The 17369-nt window shown below is 47.4% G+C and carries 20 protein-coding genes; 10 read left to right on the forward strand and 10 right to left on the reverse strand.

The window, feature by feature from the left end:
* Window positions 1–14 precede the first annotated feature (14 nt).
* Window positions 15–914, reverse strand: coding sequence for an O-acetylserine/cysteine exporter (eamA, locus tag ACJHW7_RS08145; RefSeq protein ID WP_000087216.1), 900 nt, complete (start codon window positions 912–914; stop codon window positions 15–17).
* A gap of 194 nt (window positions 915–1108) precedes the next feature.
* Here eamA and ydeE point away from each other — a divergent pair, with 194 nt between their 5' ends.
* The 3 genes from ydeE to mgtT all read left to right on the forward strand — a co-directional run bounded on the left by ydeE (window position 1109) and on the right by mgtT (window position 2622).
* On the forward strand, window positions 1109–2296 hold the full coding sequence (ydeE, locus tag ACJHW7_RS08150; protein WP_001054189.1) for an efflux MFS transporter YdeE: 1188 nt from the start codon (window positions 1109–1111) through the stop codon (window positions 2294–2296).
* A 126-nt stretch (window positions 2297–2422) separates the two neighbouring features.
* Entirely contained in the window at window positions 2423–2518 is a 96-nt protein-coding gene (mgtS, locus tag ACJHW7_RS08155; RefSeq protein WP_000901367.1) for a protein MgtS, read from the forward strand.
* Window positions 2518–2622 carry a protein MgtT gene (gene mgtT / locus ACJHW7_RS08160; protein WP_211180496.1) on the forward strand — a complete coding sequence of 35 codons (105 nt, stop codon included), beginning with the start codon at window positions 2518–2520 and terminating at the stop codon, window positions 2620–2622. The genes mgtS and mgtT overlap by 1 nt, the downstream gene beginning before the upstream one ends.
* A 114-nt stretch (window positions 2623–2736) precedes the next feature.
* Here mgtT and dgcZ read toward each other — a convergent pair whose 3' ends face one another.
* Both dgcZ and ydeI read right to left on the reverse strand, forming a co-directional pair.
* On the reverse strand, window positions 2737–3627 hold the full coding sequence (dgcZ, locus tag ACJHW7_RS08165) for a diguanylate cyclase DgcZ (RefSeq protein WP_000592826.1): 891 nt from the start codon (window positions 3625–3627) through the stop codon (window positions 2737–2739).
* A gap of 254 nt (window positions 3628–3881) precedes the next feature.
* Complete coding sequence (ydeI, locus tag ACJHW7_RS08170) at window positions 3882–4274, reverse strand: YdeI family stress tolerance OB fold protein (RefSeq protein ID WP_021556829.1); 393 nt, start codon at window positions 4272–4274, stop codon at window positions 3882–3884.
* Between the two features lie 275 nt (window positions 4275–4549).
* On the opposite strand from ydeI, the gene ACJHW7_RS08175 reads away from it, so the two are divergent.
* On the forward strand, window positions 4550–5068 hold the full coding sequence (locus ACJHW7_RS08175) for a 2-oxo-tetronate isomerase (RefSeq protein ID WP_001024561.1): 519 nt from the start codon (window positions 4550–4552) through the stop codon (window positions 5066–5068).
* A 44-nt stretch (window positions 5069–5112) separates the two neighbouring features.
* Here ACJHW7_RS08175 and dcp read toward each other — a convergent pair whose 3' ends face one another.
* A complete protein-coding gene (gene dcp / locus ACJHW7_RS08180; protein WP_001296767.1) occupies window positions 5113–7158 on the reverse strand; it encodes a peptidyl-dipeptidase Dcp in 2046 nt (681 codons plus the stop codon).
* A 136-nt stretch (window positions 7159–7294) separates the two neighbouring features.
* On the opposite strand from dcp, the gene ydfG reads away from it, so the two are divergent.
* The 3 genes from ydfG (at window position 7295) to ydfZ (ending at window position 9197) form a co-directional block, all read left to right on the forward strand.
* Complete coding sequence (gene ydfG, locus ACJHW7_RS08185) at window positions 7295–8041, forward strand: bifunctional NADP-dependent 3-hydroxy acid dehydrogenase/3-hydroxypropionate dehydrogenase YdfG (RefSeq protein WP_000636571.1); 747 nt, start codon at window positions 7295–7297, stop codon at window positions 8039–8041.
* Between the two features lie 88 nt (window positions 8042–8129).
* On the forward strand, window positions 8130–8816 hold the full coding sequence (gene rspR, locus ACJHW7_RS08190; protein WP_000215549.1) for a DNA-binding transcriptional regulator rspR: 687 nt from the start codon (window positions 8130–8132) through the stop codon (window positions 8814–8816).
* A gap of 177 nt (window positions 8817–8993) precedes the next feature.
* Window positions 8994–9197: a putative selenium delivery protein YdfZ gene (ydfZ, locus tag ACJHW7_RS08195; protein WP_000214712.1), complete on the forward strand. Its 204-nt coding sequence runs from the start codon at window positions 8994–8996 to the stop codon at window positions 9195–9197.
* A 35-nt stretch (window positions 9198–9232) separates the two neighbouring features.
* On the opposite strand, the gene ACJHW7_RS08200 is transcribed toward ydfZ, so the two are convergent.
* The 5 genes from ACJHW7_RS08200 to ACJHW7_RS08220 all read right to left on the reverse strand — a co-directional run bounded on the left by ACJHW7_RS08200 (window position 9233) and on the right by ACJHW7_RS08220 (window position 14984).
* Window positions 9233–10693: a mannitol dehydrogenase family protein gene (locus tag ACJHW7_RS08200; RefSeq protein ID WP_000527797.1), complete on the reverse strand. Its 1461-nt coding sequence runs from the start codon at window positions 10691–10693 to the stop codon at window positions 9233–9235.
* 88 nt (window positions 10694–10781) lie between these two features.
* Window positions 10782–12149: an MHS family MFS transporter YdfJ gene (gene ydfJ / locus ACJHW7_RS08205; RefSeq protein ID WP_000151243.1), complete on the reverse strand. Its 1368-nt coding sequence runs from the start codon at window positions 12147–12149 to the stop codon at window positions 10782–10784.
* A 57-nt stretch (window positions 12150–12206) separates the two neighbouring features.
* Window positions 12207–13226, reverse strand: coding sequence for a Zn-dependent oxidoreductase (locus ACJHW7_RS08210; RefSeq protein ID WP_000836079.1), 1020 nt, complete (start codon window positions 13224–13226; stop codon window positions 12207–12209).
* 11 nt (window positions 13227–13237) lie between these two features.
* Complete coding sequence (gene rspA, locus ACJHW7_RS08215) at window positions 13238–14452, reverse strand: starvation-sensing protein RspA (protein WP_001295394.1); 1215 nt, start codon at window positions 14450–14452, stop codon at window positions 13238–13240.
* 205 nt (window positions 14453–14657) lie between these two features.
* Window positions 14658–14984, reverse strand: a complete 327-nt coding sequence (locus ACJHW7_RS08220) for a YnfA family protein (protein ID WP_000598292.1) — start codon at window positions 14982–14984, stop codon at window positions 14658–14660.
* A gap of 134 nt (window positions 14985–15118) precedes the next feature.
* On the opposite strand from ACJHW7_RS08220, the gene ACJHW7_RS08225 reads away from it, so the two are divergent.
* Together ACJHW7_RS08225 and speG are read left to right on the forward strand one after the other, a co-directional pair.
* Window positions 15119–15460 (forward strand): DUF1283 family protein, encoded by a 342-nt coding sequence (locus ACJHW7_RS08225; RefSeq protein ID WP_000705197.1) that lies wholly within the window; start codon window positions 15119–15121, stop codon window positions 15458–15460.
* A gap of 34 nt (window positions 15461–15494) precedes the next feature.
* Window positions 15495–16055, forward strand: a complete 561-nt coding sequence (gene speG, locus ACJHW7_RS08230; RefSeq protein WP_001138581.1) for a spermidine N1-acetyltransferase — start codon at window positions 15495–15497, stop codon at window positions 16053–16055.
* A gap of 2 nt (window positions 16056–16057) precedes the next feature.
* On the opposite strand, the gene ACJHW7_RS08235 is transcribed toward speG, so the two are convergent.
* On the reverse strand, window positions 16058–16768 hold the full coding sequence (locus ACJHW7_RS08235) for a YnfC family lipoprotein (protein WP_001321287.1): 711 nt from the start codon (window positions 16766–16768) through the stop codon (window positions 16058–16060).
* Window positions 16769–16875: 107 nt separating this feature from the next.
* Between ACJHW7_RS08235 and ACJHW7_RS08240 the strand changes: the two genes are divergently transcribed.
* Window positions 16876–17181: a DUF1161 domain-containing protein gene (locus ACJHW7_RS08240; protein WP_001295396.1), complete on the forward strand. Its 306-nt coding sequence runs from the start codon at window positions 16876–16878 to the stop codon at window positions 17179–17181.
* Window positions 17182–17369 lie beyond the last annotated feature (188 nt).

Below are 17369 nucleotides of genomic sequence, written 5' to 3' on the forward strand. Positions count from 1 at the left end.
TCTGTGCGTATGGTTTAGCCTCTAACCTTTACCGCTTTACGCCACCGCAAGCCAAATACATTGATATACAGCCCGGTCATAATGAGCACCGCACCTAAAAATTGCAGACCCGTTAAGCGTTCATCCAACAATAGTGCCGCACTTGCCAGTCCGACTACGGGCACCAGTAACGATAACGGTGCAACCCGCCAGGTTTCATAGCGTCCCAGTAACGTCCCCCAGATCCCATAACCAACAATTGTCGCCACAAACGCCAGATACATCAGCGACAAGATGGTGGTCATATCAATAGTAACCAGACTGTGAATCATGGATGCGGAACCATCGAGAATCAGCGAGGCAACAAAGAAGGGAATGATTGGGATTAAAGCGCTCCAGATTACCAGCGACATCACCGCCGGACGCGTTGAGTGCGACATGATCTTTTTATTGAAGATGTTGCCACACGCCCAACTAAATGCTGCAGCCAGGGTCAACATAAAGCCGAGCATCGCCACATGCTGACCGTTCAGACTATCTTCGATTAACACCAGTACGCCAAAAATCGCTAAGGCGATCCCCGCCAATTGTTTGCCATGCAATCGCTCCCCGAAAGTAAACGCGCCAAGCACGATAGTAAAAAACGCCTGTGCCTGTAACACCAGCGAAGCCAGTCCAGCAGGCATACCGAAGTTAATGGCACAAAAAAGAAAAGCAAACTGCGCAAAACTGATGGTTAATCCATACCCCAGCAGCAAATTCAGTGGTACTTTCGGTCGTGCGACAAAAAAGATAGCCGGAAAAGCGACCAGCATAAAGCGCAAACCGGCCAGCATCAGCGGTGGCATGTTATGAAGCCCCACTTTGATGACCACAAAATTTAGCCCCCATACGACCACTACCAGTAGCGCCAACACCCCATCTTTTCGCGACATTCTACCGCCTCTGAATTTCATCTTTTGTAAGCAATCAACTTAGCTGAATTTACTTTTCTTTAACAGTTGATTCGTTAGTCGCCGGTTACGACGGCATTAATGCGCAAATAAGTCGCTATACTTCGGATTTTTGCCATGCTATTTCTTTACATCTCTAAAACAAAACATAACGAAACGCACTGCCGGACAGACAAATGAACTTATCCCTACGACGCTCTACCAGCGCCCTTCTTGCCTCGTCGTTGTTATTAACCATCGGACGCGGCGCTACGCTGCCATTTATGACCATTTACTTGAGTCGCCAGTACAGCCTGAGTGTCGATCTAATCGGTTATGCGATGACAATTGCGCTCACTATTGGCGTCGTTTTTAGCCTCGGTTTTGGTATCCTGGCGGATAAGTTCGACAAGAAACGCTATATGTTACTGGCAATTACCGCCTTCGCCAGCGGTTTTATTGCCATTCCTTTAGTGAATAACGTAACGCTGGTGGTGCTCTTTTTTGCCCTCATTAACTGCGCCTATTCTGTTTTTGCTACCGTGCTGAAAGCCTGGTTTGCCGACAATCTTTCGTCCACCAGCAAAACGAAAATCTTCTCAATCAACTACACCATGCTAAACATTGGCTGGACCATCGGTCCGCCGCTCGGCACGCTGTTGGTGATGCAGAGCATCAATCTGCCCTTCTGGCTGGCAGCTATCTGTTCCGCGTTTCCCATGCTTTTCATTCAAATTTGGGTAAAGCGCAGCGAGAAAATCATCGCCACGGAAACAGGCAGTGTCTGGTCGCCGAAAGTTTTATTACAAGATAAAGCACTGTTGTGGTTTACCTGCTCTGGTTTTCTGGCTTCTTTTGTAAGCGGCGCATTTGCTTCATGCATTTCACAATATGTGATGGTGATTGCTGATGGGGATTTTGCCGAAAAGGTGGTCGCGGTTGTTCTTCCGGTGAATGCTGCCATGGTGGTTACGTTGCAATATTCCGTGGGCCGCCGACTTAACCCGGCTAACATCCGCGCGCTGATGACAGCAGGCACCCTATGTTTCGTCATCGGTCTGGTCGGTTTTATTTTTTCCGGCAACAGCCTGCTATTGTGGGGTATGTCAGCTGCGGTATTTACTGTCGGTGAAATCATTTATGCGCCGGGCGAGTATATGTTGATTGACCATATTGCGCCGCCAGGAATGAAAGCCAGCTATTTTTCCGCCCAGTCTTTAGGCTGGCTTGGTGCCGCGATTAACCCATTAGTGAGTGGCGTAGTGCTAACCAGCCTGCCGCCTTCCTCGCTGTTTGTCATCTTAGCGTTGGTGATCATTGCTGCGTGGGTGCTGATGTTAAAAGGGATTCGTGCAAGACCGTGGGGGCAGCCCGCGCTTTGTTGATTTAAGTCGAACACAATAAAAATTTAATTCAGCCTTCGTTTAGGTTACCTCTGCTAATATCTTTCTCATTGAGATGAAAATTAAGGTAAGCGAGGAAACACACCACACCATAAACGGAGGCAAATAATGCTGGGTAATATGAATGTTTTTATGGCCGTACTGGGAATAATTTTATTTTCTGGTTTTCTGGCCGCGTATTTCAGCCACAAATGGGATGACTAATGAACGGAGATAATCCCTCACCTAACCGGCCCCTTGTTACAGTTGTGTACAAGGGGCCTGATTTTTATGACGGCGAAAAAAAACCGCCAGTAAACCGGCGGTGAATGCTTGCATGGATAGATTTGTGTTTTGCTTTTACGCTAACAGGCATTTTCCTGCACTGATAACGGATCGTTGACACAGTAGCATCAGTTTTCTCAATGAATGTTAAACGGAGCTTAAACTCGGTTAATCACATTTTGTTCGTCAATAAACATGCAGCGATTTCTTCCGGTTTGCTTACCCTCATACATTGCCCGGTCTGCTCTTCCAATGACCACATCCAGAGGCTCTTCAGGAAATGCGCGACTCACACCTGCTGTCACGGTAATGTTGATATGCCCTTCAGAATGTGTGATGGCATGGTTATCGACTAACTGGCAAATTCTGACACCTGCACGACATGCTTCTTCATCATTAGCCGCTTTGACAATAATGATAAATTCTTCGCCCCCGTAGCGATAAACCGTTTCGTAATCACGCGTCCAACTGGCTAAGTAAGTTGCCAGGGTGCGTAATACTACATCGCCGATTAAATGCCCGTAGGTATCATTAACCAATTTAAATCGGTCAATATCCAACAACATTAAATAAAGATTCAGAGGCTCAGTGTTGCGTAACTGATGATCAAAGGATTCATCAAGAACCCGACGCCCCGGCAATCCCGTCAAAACATCCATATTGCTACGGATCGTCAGCAAATAAATTTTGTAATCGGTTAATGCCGCAGTAAAAGAAAGCAACCCCTCCTGAAAGGCGTCGAAATGCGCGTCCTGCCAGTGATTTTCAACAATAGCCAGCATTAATTCCCGACCACAGTTATGCATATGTTGATGGGCAGAATCCATTAGCCGAACGTAAGGTAATTCATCGTTATCGAGTGGCCCCAGATGATCAATCCACCGACCAAACTGGCACAGTCCATAAGAATGGTTATCCGTTATTTCTGGCTTACTGGCATCTCTCGCGACCACGCTGTGAAACATACTCACCAGCCACTGGTAGTGGGCATCGATAGCCTTATTGAGATTTAACAAGATGGCATCAATTTCCGTTGTCTTCTTGATCATTGCCACTCCTTTTTCACAGTTCCTTGTGCGCGCTATTCTAACGAGAGAAAAGCAAAATTACGTCAATATTTTCATAGAAATCCGAAGTTAGGAGTCATCTCTGAGATAACATTGTGATTTAAAACAAAATCAGCGGATAAAAAAGTGTTTAATTCTGTAAATCACCTCTGCATTATCGTAAATAAAAGGATGACAAATAGCATAACCCAATACCCTAATGGCCCAGTAGTTCAGGCCATCAGGCTAATTTATTTTTATTTCTGCAAATGAGTGACCCGAACGACGGCCGGCGCGCTTTTCTTATCCAGACTGCCGCTAATGTTGATCATCTGGTCCGGCTGAACTTCTCGTCCATCAAAGACGGCCGCAGGAATAACGGCATTAATTTCACCGCTCTTATCGCGAAAAACGTAACGGTCCTCTCCTTTGTGAGAAATCAAATTACCGCGTAGTGAAACCGAAGCGCCATCGTGCATGTTTTTTGCGAAATCAACGGTCATTTTTTTTGCATCATCGGTTCCGCGATAGCCATCTTCTATTGCATGAGGCGGCGGTGGCGCTGCATCCTGTTTTAAACCGCCCTGGTCATCTGCCAACGCATAAGGCATGACAAGAAAACTTGCTAATATAATGGCCTGAAATTTCATACTAACTCCTTAATTGCGTTTGGTTTGACTTATTAAGTCTGGTTGCTATTTTTATAATTGCCAAATAAGAATACTGCCAATTGTTATAAGGCATTTAAAATCAGCCCACTAGCTGTCAAATATTCAGAGAATTTAACTCACTAAAGTTAAGAAGATTGAAGAGTCTTAAACATATTTTCAGAATAATCGGATTTATATGTTTGAAAATTATTATATTTGACGAGCATACAGAAAAAGCAAATCACCTTTACATATAATAGCGTGGACAAAAAACAGTGAACATTAATAAAGATAAAATTGTACAACTCGCAGATACCGACACTATTGAAAACCTGACATCCGCGTTGAGTCAAAGACTTATCGCGGATCAATTACGCTTAACTACCGCCGAATCATGCACCGGCGGTAAGTTGGCTAGCGCCCTGTGTGCAGCTGAAGATACACCCAAATTTTACGGTGCAGGCTTTGTTACTTTCACCGATCAGGCAAAGATGAAAATCCTCAGCGTAAGCCAGCAATCTCTTGAACGATATTCTGCGGTGAGTGAGAAAGTGGCAGCAGAAATGGCAACAGGTGCCATAGAGCGTGCGGATGCTGATGTCAGTATTGCCATTACCGGCTACGGCGGACCGGAGGGCGGTGAAGATGGTACGCCAGCGGGTACCGTCTGGTTCGCGTGGCATATTAAAGGCCAGACCTACACTGCGGTTATGCATTTTGCTGGCGACTGCGAAACGGTATTAGCTTTAGCGGTGAGGTTTGCCCTCGTCCAGCTGCTGCAATTACTGCTATAACCAGGCTGGCCTGGCGATATCTCCAGGCCAGCCATTGGTGGTGTTTATATGTTCAAGCCACGATGTTGCAGCATCGGCATAATTTGAGGAGCCTTACCGCGCCATTGTCGATACAGGCGTTCCAGATCTTCGCTGTTACCTCTGGAAAGGATCGCCTCGCGAAAACGCTGCCCATTTTCACGCGTTAATCCGCCCTGCTCAACAAACCACTGGTAACCATCATCGGCCAACATTTGCGTCCACAGATAAGCGTAATAACCTGCAGCATATCCGCCACCAAAAATATGGGCGAAATAACTGCTGCGATAGCGTGGCGGTATAGCAGGAAGATCCATATTTTCCGCCACCAGCGCCCGCAATTCAAAATCATCGACATCCTGCATTGCTTCGTTTTCTTCCAGGCAATGCCAGCGCATATCGAGAAGTGCGGCGCTAAGCAGTTCGCTCATCTCATACCCTTTGTTGAACAGGCTGGCATTACGCATTTTCTGTTGCAGTTCGTCAGGCATTGCTGCCCCGCTCTGATAATGCCGGGCGTAGCGAGCGAATACCTGCGGATGCGTTGCCCAGTGTTCGTTGATTTGCGACGGAAATTCGACAAAATCACGCGGCGTGTTGGTGCCGGAAAGCGTGGCATAACGCTGGCGGGCAAAAAGGCCGTGCAGCGTATGACCAAATTCATGGAATAAGGTTATTACATCATCCCAGAGTAACAACGCAGGCTCACCGGCAGCGGGTTTCTGATAATTGCAAACGTTATAAATTACCGGATGCGTTTCATTAAGCGTTGATTGCTCAACAAAATTGCCCATCCATGCACCGCCGCTTTTTGAATCACGGGCGAAGAAATCACCGTAAAATAACGCCAGTCCCACGCCATTATGATCAAAAATTTCCCACACACGAACGTCAGGATGGTAGACAGGAATATCAAAACGTTCGACAAACTTAATACCGAAGAGCTGATTCGCGGTCCAGAATACACCTTCATTCAACACCGTGTTTAATTCAAAATATGGCTTGAGCTGCGCCTCATCAAGATCAAATTTCTCCCGCCGTACCTGTTCGGCATAAAATGCCCAGTCCCACGGCTGCGCGCTAAACCCGCCTTGCTGCTTATCGATAACCGCCTGTATGGAGGCTAATTCATCGCTAGCACGTTGACGCGCCGCTGGAACAATTTCCCGCATAAAGTTGAGTGCTGCTTCAGGTGTTTTTGCCATCTGATCGGCGATTTTCCATGCGGCATAATGAGGAAAACCAAGCAGTTTCGCCTGCTGTGCGCGAATCTCTACCAGACGTTGAATGATAGCGCGGGTATCATTGCCATCATTTTTTTCCGCTCGCGTCCAGCCCGCAATAAACAGTTTTTCACGCGTCGCACGATCGCGCATTTCGGCAAGCGCCGGTTGTTGGGTGGTATTCAGCAGCGGAATCAGCCATTTGTTATCCAGACCTTTCTCGCGAGCCGCCACTGCCGCCAGCGCAATCTCTTGCTCACTCATTCCTGCCAGCTGCGCGATATCGTTCACAACCAGACCGCCGGATTTATTTGCTGCAAGTAACCGCTGGTTAAACTGGCTGGTCAGGGTCGCAGCTTCTGTATTCAGTACTTTTAATTTTGCTTTATCAGCTTGCGCAAGTTTGGCTCCGGCAAGGACAAAACGTTGATGAATAACCTCCACCAGGCGGATGGATTCACTATCAAGCCCCAGGGATTCACGGCGCTGCCAGACAGCATCTACCCGCGCGAATAATTCACCGTTCAGATAGATATCATTAGCCAGTTCCGCCAGTTCAGCGGAAAACTGTTCATCAAGACGCTGTAATTCATCATTGGTATGCGCCGCAGTCATCGCAAAAAAGACGCTGGTAACGCGGGTAAGTAATTCTCCGCTTTGTTCCAGTGCCAGAATAGTATTGTTGAAATCAGGCGTTTGCGGGTTAAGCGCGATGGCAGCAATTTCTGCCCGCTTTTGCTGCATTCCCTCATCGAATGCCGGGCGATAGTGATGATTGGCAATTTGATCAAAATGAGGAGCCAGATACGGCAGTGTGCTTTGCACAAGGAAAGGATTCATTGTTGTCATTTTCTTCTCCTGAACGCGAGGTGTTCCATAGCGTAGGCTTACTGATAACGGAGTGCAATCTTGCAAACCAGTATTACCCGCTCTTAAGCATCACGTGCTATGTTATTGACACACAAAAGCGTTGAGGAACAGTGAGATGATCGTTTTAGTAACTGGAGCAACGGCAGGTTTTGGTGAATGCATTACTCGTCGTTTTATTCAACAAGGGCATAAAGTTATCGCCACTGGCCGTCGCCAAGAGCGGTTGCAGGAGTTAAAAGACGAACTGGGAGATAATCTGTATATCGCCCAACTGGACGTTCGCAACCGCGCCGCTATTGAAGAGATGCTGGCATCGCTCCCTGCCGAGTGGTGCAATATTGATATCCTGGTAAATAATGCCGGCCTGGCGTTGGGCATGGAGCCTGCGCATAAAGCCAGCGTTGAAGACTGGGAAACGATGATTGATACCAACAACAAAGGCCTGGTATATATGACGCGCGCCGTCTTACCGGGTATGGTTGAACGTAATCATGGTCATATTATTAACATTGGCTCAACGGCAGGTAGCTGGCCTTATGCCGGTGGTAACGTTTACGGTGCGACGAAAGCGTTTGTTCGTCAGTTTAGCCTGAATCTGCGTACGGACCTGCATGGTACGGCGGTGCGCGTCACCGACATCGAACCGGGTCTGGTGGGTGGCACCGAGTTTTCCAATGTCCGCTTTAAAGGCGATGACGGTAAAGCGGAAAAAACCTATCAAAATACCGTTGCATTGACGCCAGAAGATGTCAGCGAAGCCGTCTGGTGGGTGTCAACGCTGCCTGCTCACGTCAATATCAATACCCTGGAAATGATGCCGGTTACCCAAAGCTATGCCGGACTGAATGTCCACCGTCAGTAATTTTTATACCCGGCGTAACTGCCGGGTTATTGCTTGTCACAAAAAAGTGGTAGACTCATGCAGTTAACTCACTCACAAGCAAGAACGAATGACCGTCGAAACGCAACTTAATCCCACACAGCCTGTCAATCAGCAGATTTATCGTATTCTTCGTCGCGACATTGTCCATTGCCTGATTGCACCAGGCACACCGTTGTCGGAAAAAGAAGTTTCTGTTCGTTTCAATGTGTCACGCCAGCCGGTTCGTGAAGCCTTTATTAAACTGGCGGAAAACGGCCTGATTCAAATTCGTCCGCAGCGTGGCAGCTACGTCAACAAAATTTCCATGGCCCAGGTGCGAAACGGCAGTTTTATCCGTCAGGCCATTGAGTGCGCGGTGGCGCGTCGGGCGGCGAGCATGATTACCGAAAGCCAGTGCTACCAACTGGAACAAAATCTTCACCAGCAACGCATTGCCATTGAGCGCAAGCAACTGGATGATTTTTTTGAACTTGATGACAACTTCCATCAACTCCTGACGCAGATTGCCGACTGTCAACTGGCGTGGGATACCATTGAGAACCTGAAAGCGACCGTTGATCGCGTGCGCTATATGAGTTTCGACCATGTTTCTCCACCAGAAATGCTGTTACGCCAGCATCTTGATATTTTCTCTGCCCTGCAAAAACGTGATGGCGATGCGGTAGAACGTGCAATGACGCAACATTTGCAGGAAATCAGCGAATCCGTGCGCCAGATCCGCCAGGAAAACAGCGACTGGTTTAGCGAAGAGTAATTCATTTACTCTCATCCCATCCGGGATGAGAGGCTTTTCCCCCCGCCTTACGGCTCATGCATGCATCAAAAAAGATGTGAGCTTGATCAAAAACAAAAAATATTTCACTCGACAGGAGTATTTATATTGCGCCCGTTACGTGGGCTTCGACTGTAAATCAGAAAGGAGAAAACACCTATGACGACCTACGATCGTAACCGTAACGCAATCACCACTGGCAGCCGTGTTATGGTTAGCGGCACCGGTCACACTGGCAAGATCCTGTCGATTGATACTGAAGGTCTGACCGCTGAGCAAATCCGCCGCGGAAAAACCGTAGTTGTTGAAGGTTGTGAAGAGAAACTGGCACCTCTGGACCTGATTCGTCTCGGCATGAACTAAGTGTGTGAATGCCGCCGATGGCGGCATTGCTTTTTTTACTTCACGGAATATTTCGCCACGGTCGCTTTCGCGCCATGCGCTAATAAAGACAAGTACGCTTCCGTCACTTTTGCAGTAAACAAGCTATTGTCTGGCAAATCATCACCAAAGATTGCCTTAATCGCCAGCAATGACTGGACGCGCGCTTTCCCTTCGGCACTACTTTGTACAGCCTTCTGAATAACAGGTAACAGTGGGTCACTGATTTCTATCGGATTTCCCTGTTCATCAACACCACCGACATAACGCATCCAACCCGCGACGCCCAGCGCCAGCAGATCGAACTTGCTGTCATGCGCCAGATGCCAGCGAACAGAATCCAACATCCGCTGTGGCAATTTCTGGCTACCATCCATCGCAATCTGCCAGGTTCGATGACGTAACGCCGGGTTGCTATAGCGTGCAATTAATCGGTTAGCGTAATCTTGCAAATCAACGCCCTGCACTTTCAGCGTCGGCGCTTGTTCCTGCAACATCAAGCCATACGCCGCATAACGATAATGTTCATCTTCCATGCAGTCATTAATGTGCTGATATCCAGCAAGATAACCCAAATACGCCAGGAATGAATGACTGCCGTTGAGCATGCGCAACTTCATCTCTTCATAAGGCAGCACATCACTAACCAGTTCGGCTCCCGCTTTTTCCCATTCTGGACGTCCGGCAACAAAGTTATCTTCTATTACCCACTGGCGGAAAGGTTCACAGGCAACGCCCGCAGGATCGCCCACACCGGTAAGTTGTTCGATTTTCGCCAGCGTATCCTCTGTCACTGCGGGCACAATACGGTCCACCATTGTTGATGGGAAAGTCACGTTATCTTCGATCCATTGTGCCAGTTTTTCATCAACGGCTTGCGCGTAGGAAGTGACAACGTCACGCATAACATGACCGTTTTCTGGCATGTTGTCACATGACATGACGGTAAATGCGGGAAGTCCTGCCGCTTTACGGCGAGCCAGCGCCTCAACAATCACTCCTGTTGCTGTTTTCGGCTGGTGGGGATTTTGCACGTCGGCAGCGACCATCGGGTGATCGAGCATTAACTGTCCGGTCGCCGGAGAGTGGAAATACCCTTTTTCGGTGATTGTCAGAGAGACAATCGCGATTTGCGGTTCACACATCGCAGCCAACACGGTTTCTAAGCCATCCATCTGTACGTGCAAGGCTTTTTTAACGACGCCAACGACGCGAGCCGTCCACGCATCGGCCGACATTTCCGCAACGGTATAAAGATTATCTTGCTGCTGTAAATCGGCAATTTGCTGTTCGCCGCCGATTAAGTTGACCTCATAATATCCCCAGTCACTGAAATGTTCTGTAGCAAGAATATCGGCATACACGCCCTGATGCGCACGGTGAAATGCACCAAAGCCTAAATGAACAATTCTTGGGGCCAGGTTATTACGATCATAAACAGGGAGTGTCGCTTTTGCTGATAACAAATTATTTCCCATAACAATTCCTTAAATTTAAATATGGCAAGCTACATGTTTTGTTATATGAATAAAAATCCCCTCTCCGGTAAGAGAAGGGATTGAGGATTTACAGACTTCTGGAAGGTTGCGCAGCTCTTACAACACGCGGTTGATCTTCCGCAGCGTCTTCCAGCGCACTTAAATCACGGTCTTTCACTTCTGGCATTTTCAGCGCAGAGATTAAACCAATCACTGAATATGCCATGATCATAATGGCGATCGGATACCAGGATTCCGTCATGGTGCAGAAAATACCCGCCAGGATAGGACCAAAACCGGAAGCGATAAGACCACCAATTTCTTTAGAAATGGCCATCCGGGTAAAGCGGTTTTTACAGCCGAACATTTCTGCCATGGTAATGTTTTCCAGAGCAAATAATCCCAGCACCGCACAGTTATGAATCACAATCAGTGCAACCATAATGGTGCTCGGGGCATAGCTTTTATCTACAATGATAGAAAGCATTGGCCATGCCAGCACAATCGCGGAGGTATTCATAATAATATACGGGATCCGGCGACCAATTTTATCGGATAACCAACCAAGGAACGGAATGGTCATAAAGCCGAGAATCGAACTAATCATCAATGCATCTGTTGGAATTGCTTTGTTAAACAATAACGTCTGCACTAAATAGCCTGCAAGGAAAGTCTGAATTAACCCGGAGTTACCCGCCTGACCAAAACGCAGCCCTGTTGCCAGCCAGAAGGATTTGCTCTGGAACATGCTACCAGCAGGTGCAGGTTTTGCTGTGGGTTGGTTGCTGTCATTAACCTTCTCAAAGACCGGGCTTTCTTTCAGATTCATACGTAACCAGATAGCAAAGACCATCACGACAACGCTCGCCAGGAACGGTATACGCCATCCCCACGCCAGCAGTTCCTCTTTACTGAGAATGAAGAACATAAAGGCCCAGATTGCCGTTGCGCTCAAGGTTCCGCAGTTAGTTCCCATAGCTACAAATGAGGAGATAATTCCGCGCTTACCTTTTGGTGCATATTCCGCCAGCATCGTACCGGCACCGGAAATTTCCGCACCTGCACCCAACCCCTGAATAATACGCAGCGTCACCAGCAAGATGGGGGCAAAAACACCAATCTGTGCATAGGTCGGTAACACACCAATTAAGGTGGTACAGATCCCCATCATGGTGATGGTAATAAAGAGCACTTTTTTACGCCCTATTCTGTCGCCCATTTTGCCGAAAATAAATGCTCCGACAATACGCGCCACATAACCTGCACCGTAGGTTCCCATTGCCAAAATTAACGCCATTGCCGTTGATGATTCAGGAAAAAATATTTCATGAAACACCAACGCTGCGCCGAGCGAATATAACTGGAAATCCATAAATTCAAGCGCAGTGCCCAGCCATCCCGATACTGCTGCTTTCACCAAATCCTTAGTGCTTCTTTCGTGTTTTTCTATTGTCATAATGGTTATCTCTAAAAAAGAGGTAAGATGCGTACTACTTACTCGCCGTTATTGGTATTATTCAGAAAAAGTGAGTAAGACTTTGCAGCAATGTTTTTGATCCTGTTCAAATAAACTAATGGCATCAGCAACATGCTGGAAATCAAACGTATGGGTAATTAATTTTTCTGGTTTAATTAACCCTTTACTTAACCAGTCGATAACAACCGGAAATTTATTTGCATTTAAGCGTGAAGAGAAAATAGAGAGTTCTTTTCCGGTAATTCCTTGCTGAATCACTTCAGACGGTTCACTGGAGAAGCCCATCAATACAATACGTGCCGCTGGAGAAGCCAGCGTTACGGCCTCTTTCAGGATAGAAGGATGACAAGCCGCATCGATAATTAATGTCGGCTTGATGCCTTTTTCAGCGAAAATCTCGCCAAGCGGTGTCTGGCTGTTATTAATCGCCCAGTCTGCCCCGCTCTCTTTCGCTTTTTCCAGTCGTTCATCAATGCGATCGGCAACAATCACATTTTTAACGTTATAGACGCCTTTTAATACCTGAACGATCGTCAGGCCGATTGGACCGGCACCATAAACCAGAACGGTATCATTTTCAGTCGGTTGACCATGACCGGTAACGTTAGCCGCAATGGTAAAAGGTTCGATCATCACCGCATATTGATCGGCCACTGCTTCAGGAATTTTCCACGCATTTTTTGCCGGAACCACGGCATATTCACTGAAACCACCGTCAGCGTGCACACCTAATACAGCAAGTGTCGTACAAACGTTCGGCTTACCTATAGAGCACGGATAGCAATGCCCACAGCTGACCACCGGATCGACAGCAACGCGTTCACCGACTCTGGCGCTTTCCACACCTTCACCCACCGCATCAATGACGCCAAAGAATTCATGACCAATGACGCGCGGATATTTCGCAAAAGGATTATGCCCACGGTAAATATGGCTATCTGAACCACAAATTCCGGCAAGTTTCACTTTTACTCGTACTTCACCCGCTGACGGGGTGGGTATTTCACGTTCGATAATCGACAGTTGATTCGGTTTTTCAATTAAAATGCTTTTCATTACCTTACTCCTTACCAGTTCCACAGCGTGCCATCTTCCAGACGTGCGACTGGCAGATAAGCAGGTTCATAGGGATATTTCGCCGCCAGCTTTTCATCGAATTCGATGCCAAGACCCGGTTTGTCTCCCGGATGCATATAGCCGTTATCGAAAGTCCAGTTGTGCGGGAAGACTTCGAGCATTTGTTCGGAATAACCCATGTACTCCTGGACACCGAAATTGGGGACCCACAGATCAAAGTGCAGCGCCGCAGCCATGCAGACTGGTGACAAATCGGAAGGACCGTGTGAGCCAGTACGTACCTGATACAGCGAAGCAAAATCGGCAATCCGGCGCATACCGGTAATTCCGCCTGCATGGGTCAGCGTGGTGCGGATATAATCGATGAGTTGCTCTTCAATCAGTTGTTTGCAGTCCCAGATGCTGTTGAAGACTTCACCCACTGCGATGGGTGTGACGGTATGTTGGCGAATGAGACGGAAGCATTCCTGGTTTTCCGCAGGCGTCGGGTCTTCCATCCAGAACATGCGATAATCTTCAATGCTTTTACCAAAGCGCGCCGCTTCAATAGGCGTTAAGCGATGGTGCATGTCATGCAGCAAATGTTCATTAAAACCAAACTTGTTACGTACCGCGTCAAACAATTTCGGCATGAAATCGAGGTATTTCTCCGTCGACCACAGCTGCTCTTCCGGCCACTGTCCTTTGGTTGCGGGTTCATAAGCCAGACCTTTACCTTTCGACATGCCGTAGGTGGTTTTCATACCAGGGATTCCGCACTGCACGCGGATGGCTTTGAATCCCAGCTCCTGATGACGGGCATAATCATCCAGAGCTTCATCAATACTGTGACCGGTGGTATGGCAATAAACCATCACCCCTTCACGAGACGCGCCGCCGAGTAACTGGTAAAGCGGCATGTTGGCAGCTTTGGCTTTAATATCCCACAGCGCCATATCAACCGCTGAAATGGCCGACATCGTAACCGGACCGCGACGCCAGTAAGCACCTTTATAGAAAAACTGCCAGATATCTTCGATACGGTGCGCATCGCGACCAATAAGCTGCGGACAAAGGTGATCCTGCAAATAAGAGGCCACGGAAAGCTCACGTCCATTGAGGGTGGCATCCCCAAGGCCCGTAATACCGTCCTCAGTGGTGATTTTTAATGTGACGAAATTACGCCCCGGACAGGTAACAAAAACTTCAGCCTTTACGATCTTCATGTTCGATTCCTTGCATCGCTTGTCGTGATGCATGAAATCTACGCAACTGAGCTACTACCATACAAGTATGAAGATCGAAAAAAGCCGGAGTGATCACAAAAAAAGGCGTATATTTGCGCTGTGAATGGTTGACAAAAGATGAAATAGAATACCTTTTGTCAGCTGACACTTCCTCTTATCTTATTGATAAAATGGATTTATGTTCCTACGTGCGCCCCCAGCCCGCAACAATGATCAACATGCCGCAAAGCGCAATCAACGCACCCGTCCAGTCATAAAGAGTCAGTTTCACGCCATCCACAACGCGCAGCCACATCAACGCCGTGCAGACATAAACGCCACCATAAGCCGCGTAAACACGCCCACTCGCCGCTGGATGCAACGTTAACAACCAGACAAACAGCGCCAGTGAAATCCCCGCCGGAAGCAACAGCCAGATACTGGCGTTTCGTTTTAACCACAACCAGGGCAGAAAGCATCCAATAATTTCACACAGCGCAGTAGCAAAAAATAGTAACGTTGTTTTAATCATCTTTGTCACTTATTGACATCATGTATAGTTATAGGGCGACATAATATCATCAATATAAACACCCTCCTGGTACGTTTTGCGTTCGCAGTGGATGGTGTAGAATCTCCTTTAATCATTCATACAGGGAATGAATTATGAAAATCACTCTCAGCAAACGAATCGGCCTGCTCGCTTTTCTGCTGCCTTGCGCACTGGCACTGAGCACAACTGTTCATGCCGAAACTAACAAACTGGTGATTGAGTCTGGCGACAGTGCACAAAGCCGCCAGCACGCCGCTATGGAAAAAGAGCAATGGAATGACACGCGCAATCTGCGTCAGAAAGTGAATAAACGCACTGAAAAAGAGTGGGATAAAGCCGACGCCGCTTTTGATAACCGCGATAAATGTGAGCAAAGCGCCAACATCAATGCCTACTGGGAGCCAAATACTTTGCGCTGCCTGGACCGTCGAACTGGCCGCGTTATTACCCCCTAACCTGTTATTGATTTAAGGAATGTAAGGACACGTTATGCCAAGCGCCCACAGTGTTAAGCTACGCCCGCTGGAGCGTGAAGATTTACGCTATGTACATCAACTCGACAATAACGCCAGTGTGATGCGTTACTGGTTTGAGGAACCCTACGAAGCCTTTGTTGAACTCTCTGATCTGTATGATAAGCATATTCACGATCAGAGCGAACGGCGCTTTGTGGTGGAATGTGACGGCGAAAAAGCCGGTCTGGTGGAGCTGGTGGAAATTAACCATGTACATCGCCGGGCAGAATTTCAGATAATTATCTCCCCGGAGTATCAGGGGAAAGGTCTGGCAACCCGTGCCGCCAAATTAGCAATGGACTATGGCTTTACCGTTCTCAATCTCTATAAGCTGTATCTGATCGTTGATAAAGAGAATGAAAAAGCGATTCACATTTACCGCAAGCTTGGCTTTTCGGTTGAAGGTGAATTGATGCACGAGTTCTTTATTAATGGTCAATATCGTAATGCCATTCGCATGTGTATATTCCAGCATCAGTATCTGGCAGAGCACAAAACACCGGGTCAGACTCTCCTGAAGCCGACCGCACAATAGCATTAATAATAATCGATCGTATTTTTGATGGTGTAAACCCGTTCGACGGCGGGTTTTACTCCTTCATCAACAATGATTAGCTGACAGTCCACCGGATTAGCGTGACTGTCATATTCACAGCTCTGTTTTACATTACCAACCCGTTGATTATTCAGTAAAGTAACCGCTGTGTAATCTAATTTTTTGATCGGATCCGTTGATGGCGTGGCGCTGACAGATAATGTTTTGTCGTTACTTTTCGTGGTTTTACCCAGCGGATAACCCTGATCATCATAGCGATATTCCATCTGCATTTGTTTGCTGCTGGCTTTAATCACGAAGCCATTATCATCGGTTTCCCAACTCACCCCGGCAGAAGGTAATTCTGCTAGCTGGCATTTTCCCTGTAAACGTACTCTCTTCTCCAGCGTCTCGGCATCACGGTAATAATTGGCGTCCAGTACCAGAGCGACCACGGTATTATTTTCCAGATCCAGTAATTCGAGTGAATCAAAACAGCCTTCTTCCGACAAAGTCCCAGAAACACGTTTCGTCACTTCACCTTGCTCATCCATTAATGTCTGAGTGAAATCTTTTACCGGACCACGCAGCGGATCAAAATCGAATTCATTAGAGAAACTGGCCATCTCAGGGGTAAATGAAAGTGTTACCTCTGTGCGGTCACATCCTGTGAGGAATATCGCGAGTAAGCATGGTAGTAATTTGTATTTCACAACAGTCACCAGAGAGTAGAGATGATTCTCAATCATAGTAGCAAATACAGTACTTTACACGTTAAATGCTATGCTTAAAGAAGTTATCTTCGCGTAAGGAGCTTATGATGAAACTCTCAACCTGCTGTGCCGCGCTTCTGCTCGCCCTCGCCTCACCCGCGGTACTCGCCGCGCCGGGATCCTGTGAGCGCATACAGAGCGATATATCACAGCGCATTATCAATAATGGCGTACCCGAAAGCAGCTTCACGTTAAGTATTGTACCCAATGACCAGGTTGATCAGCCTGATTCCCAGGTCGTCGGGCATTGTGCTAATGATACGCATAAAATTCTCTACACCCGCACCACCAGCGGTAACGTCTCTGCTCCCGCGCAGTCTACCCAGGATGGCGCGCCTGCCGAACCGCAGTAATACATTATCGACTGAACGCCGGATACGACACATCCGGCGATTTGAACATACAACATAATCCCACCTTATTACTCATACCCTTCTATTGATATGGATTAATAATTCTTAACCCAAAATGGGTAGACTCCCTCTATTGTTAGCGCGCTAAATATTCAATATATAAACATTTATATAACGATAAAGAACAG

The organism is Escherichia sp. WS1152, assembly GCF_046487665.1.
GTDB lineage: Bacteria > Pseudomonadota > Gammaproteobacteria > Enterobacterales > Enterobacteriaceae > Escherichia > Escherichia coli.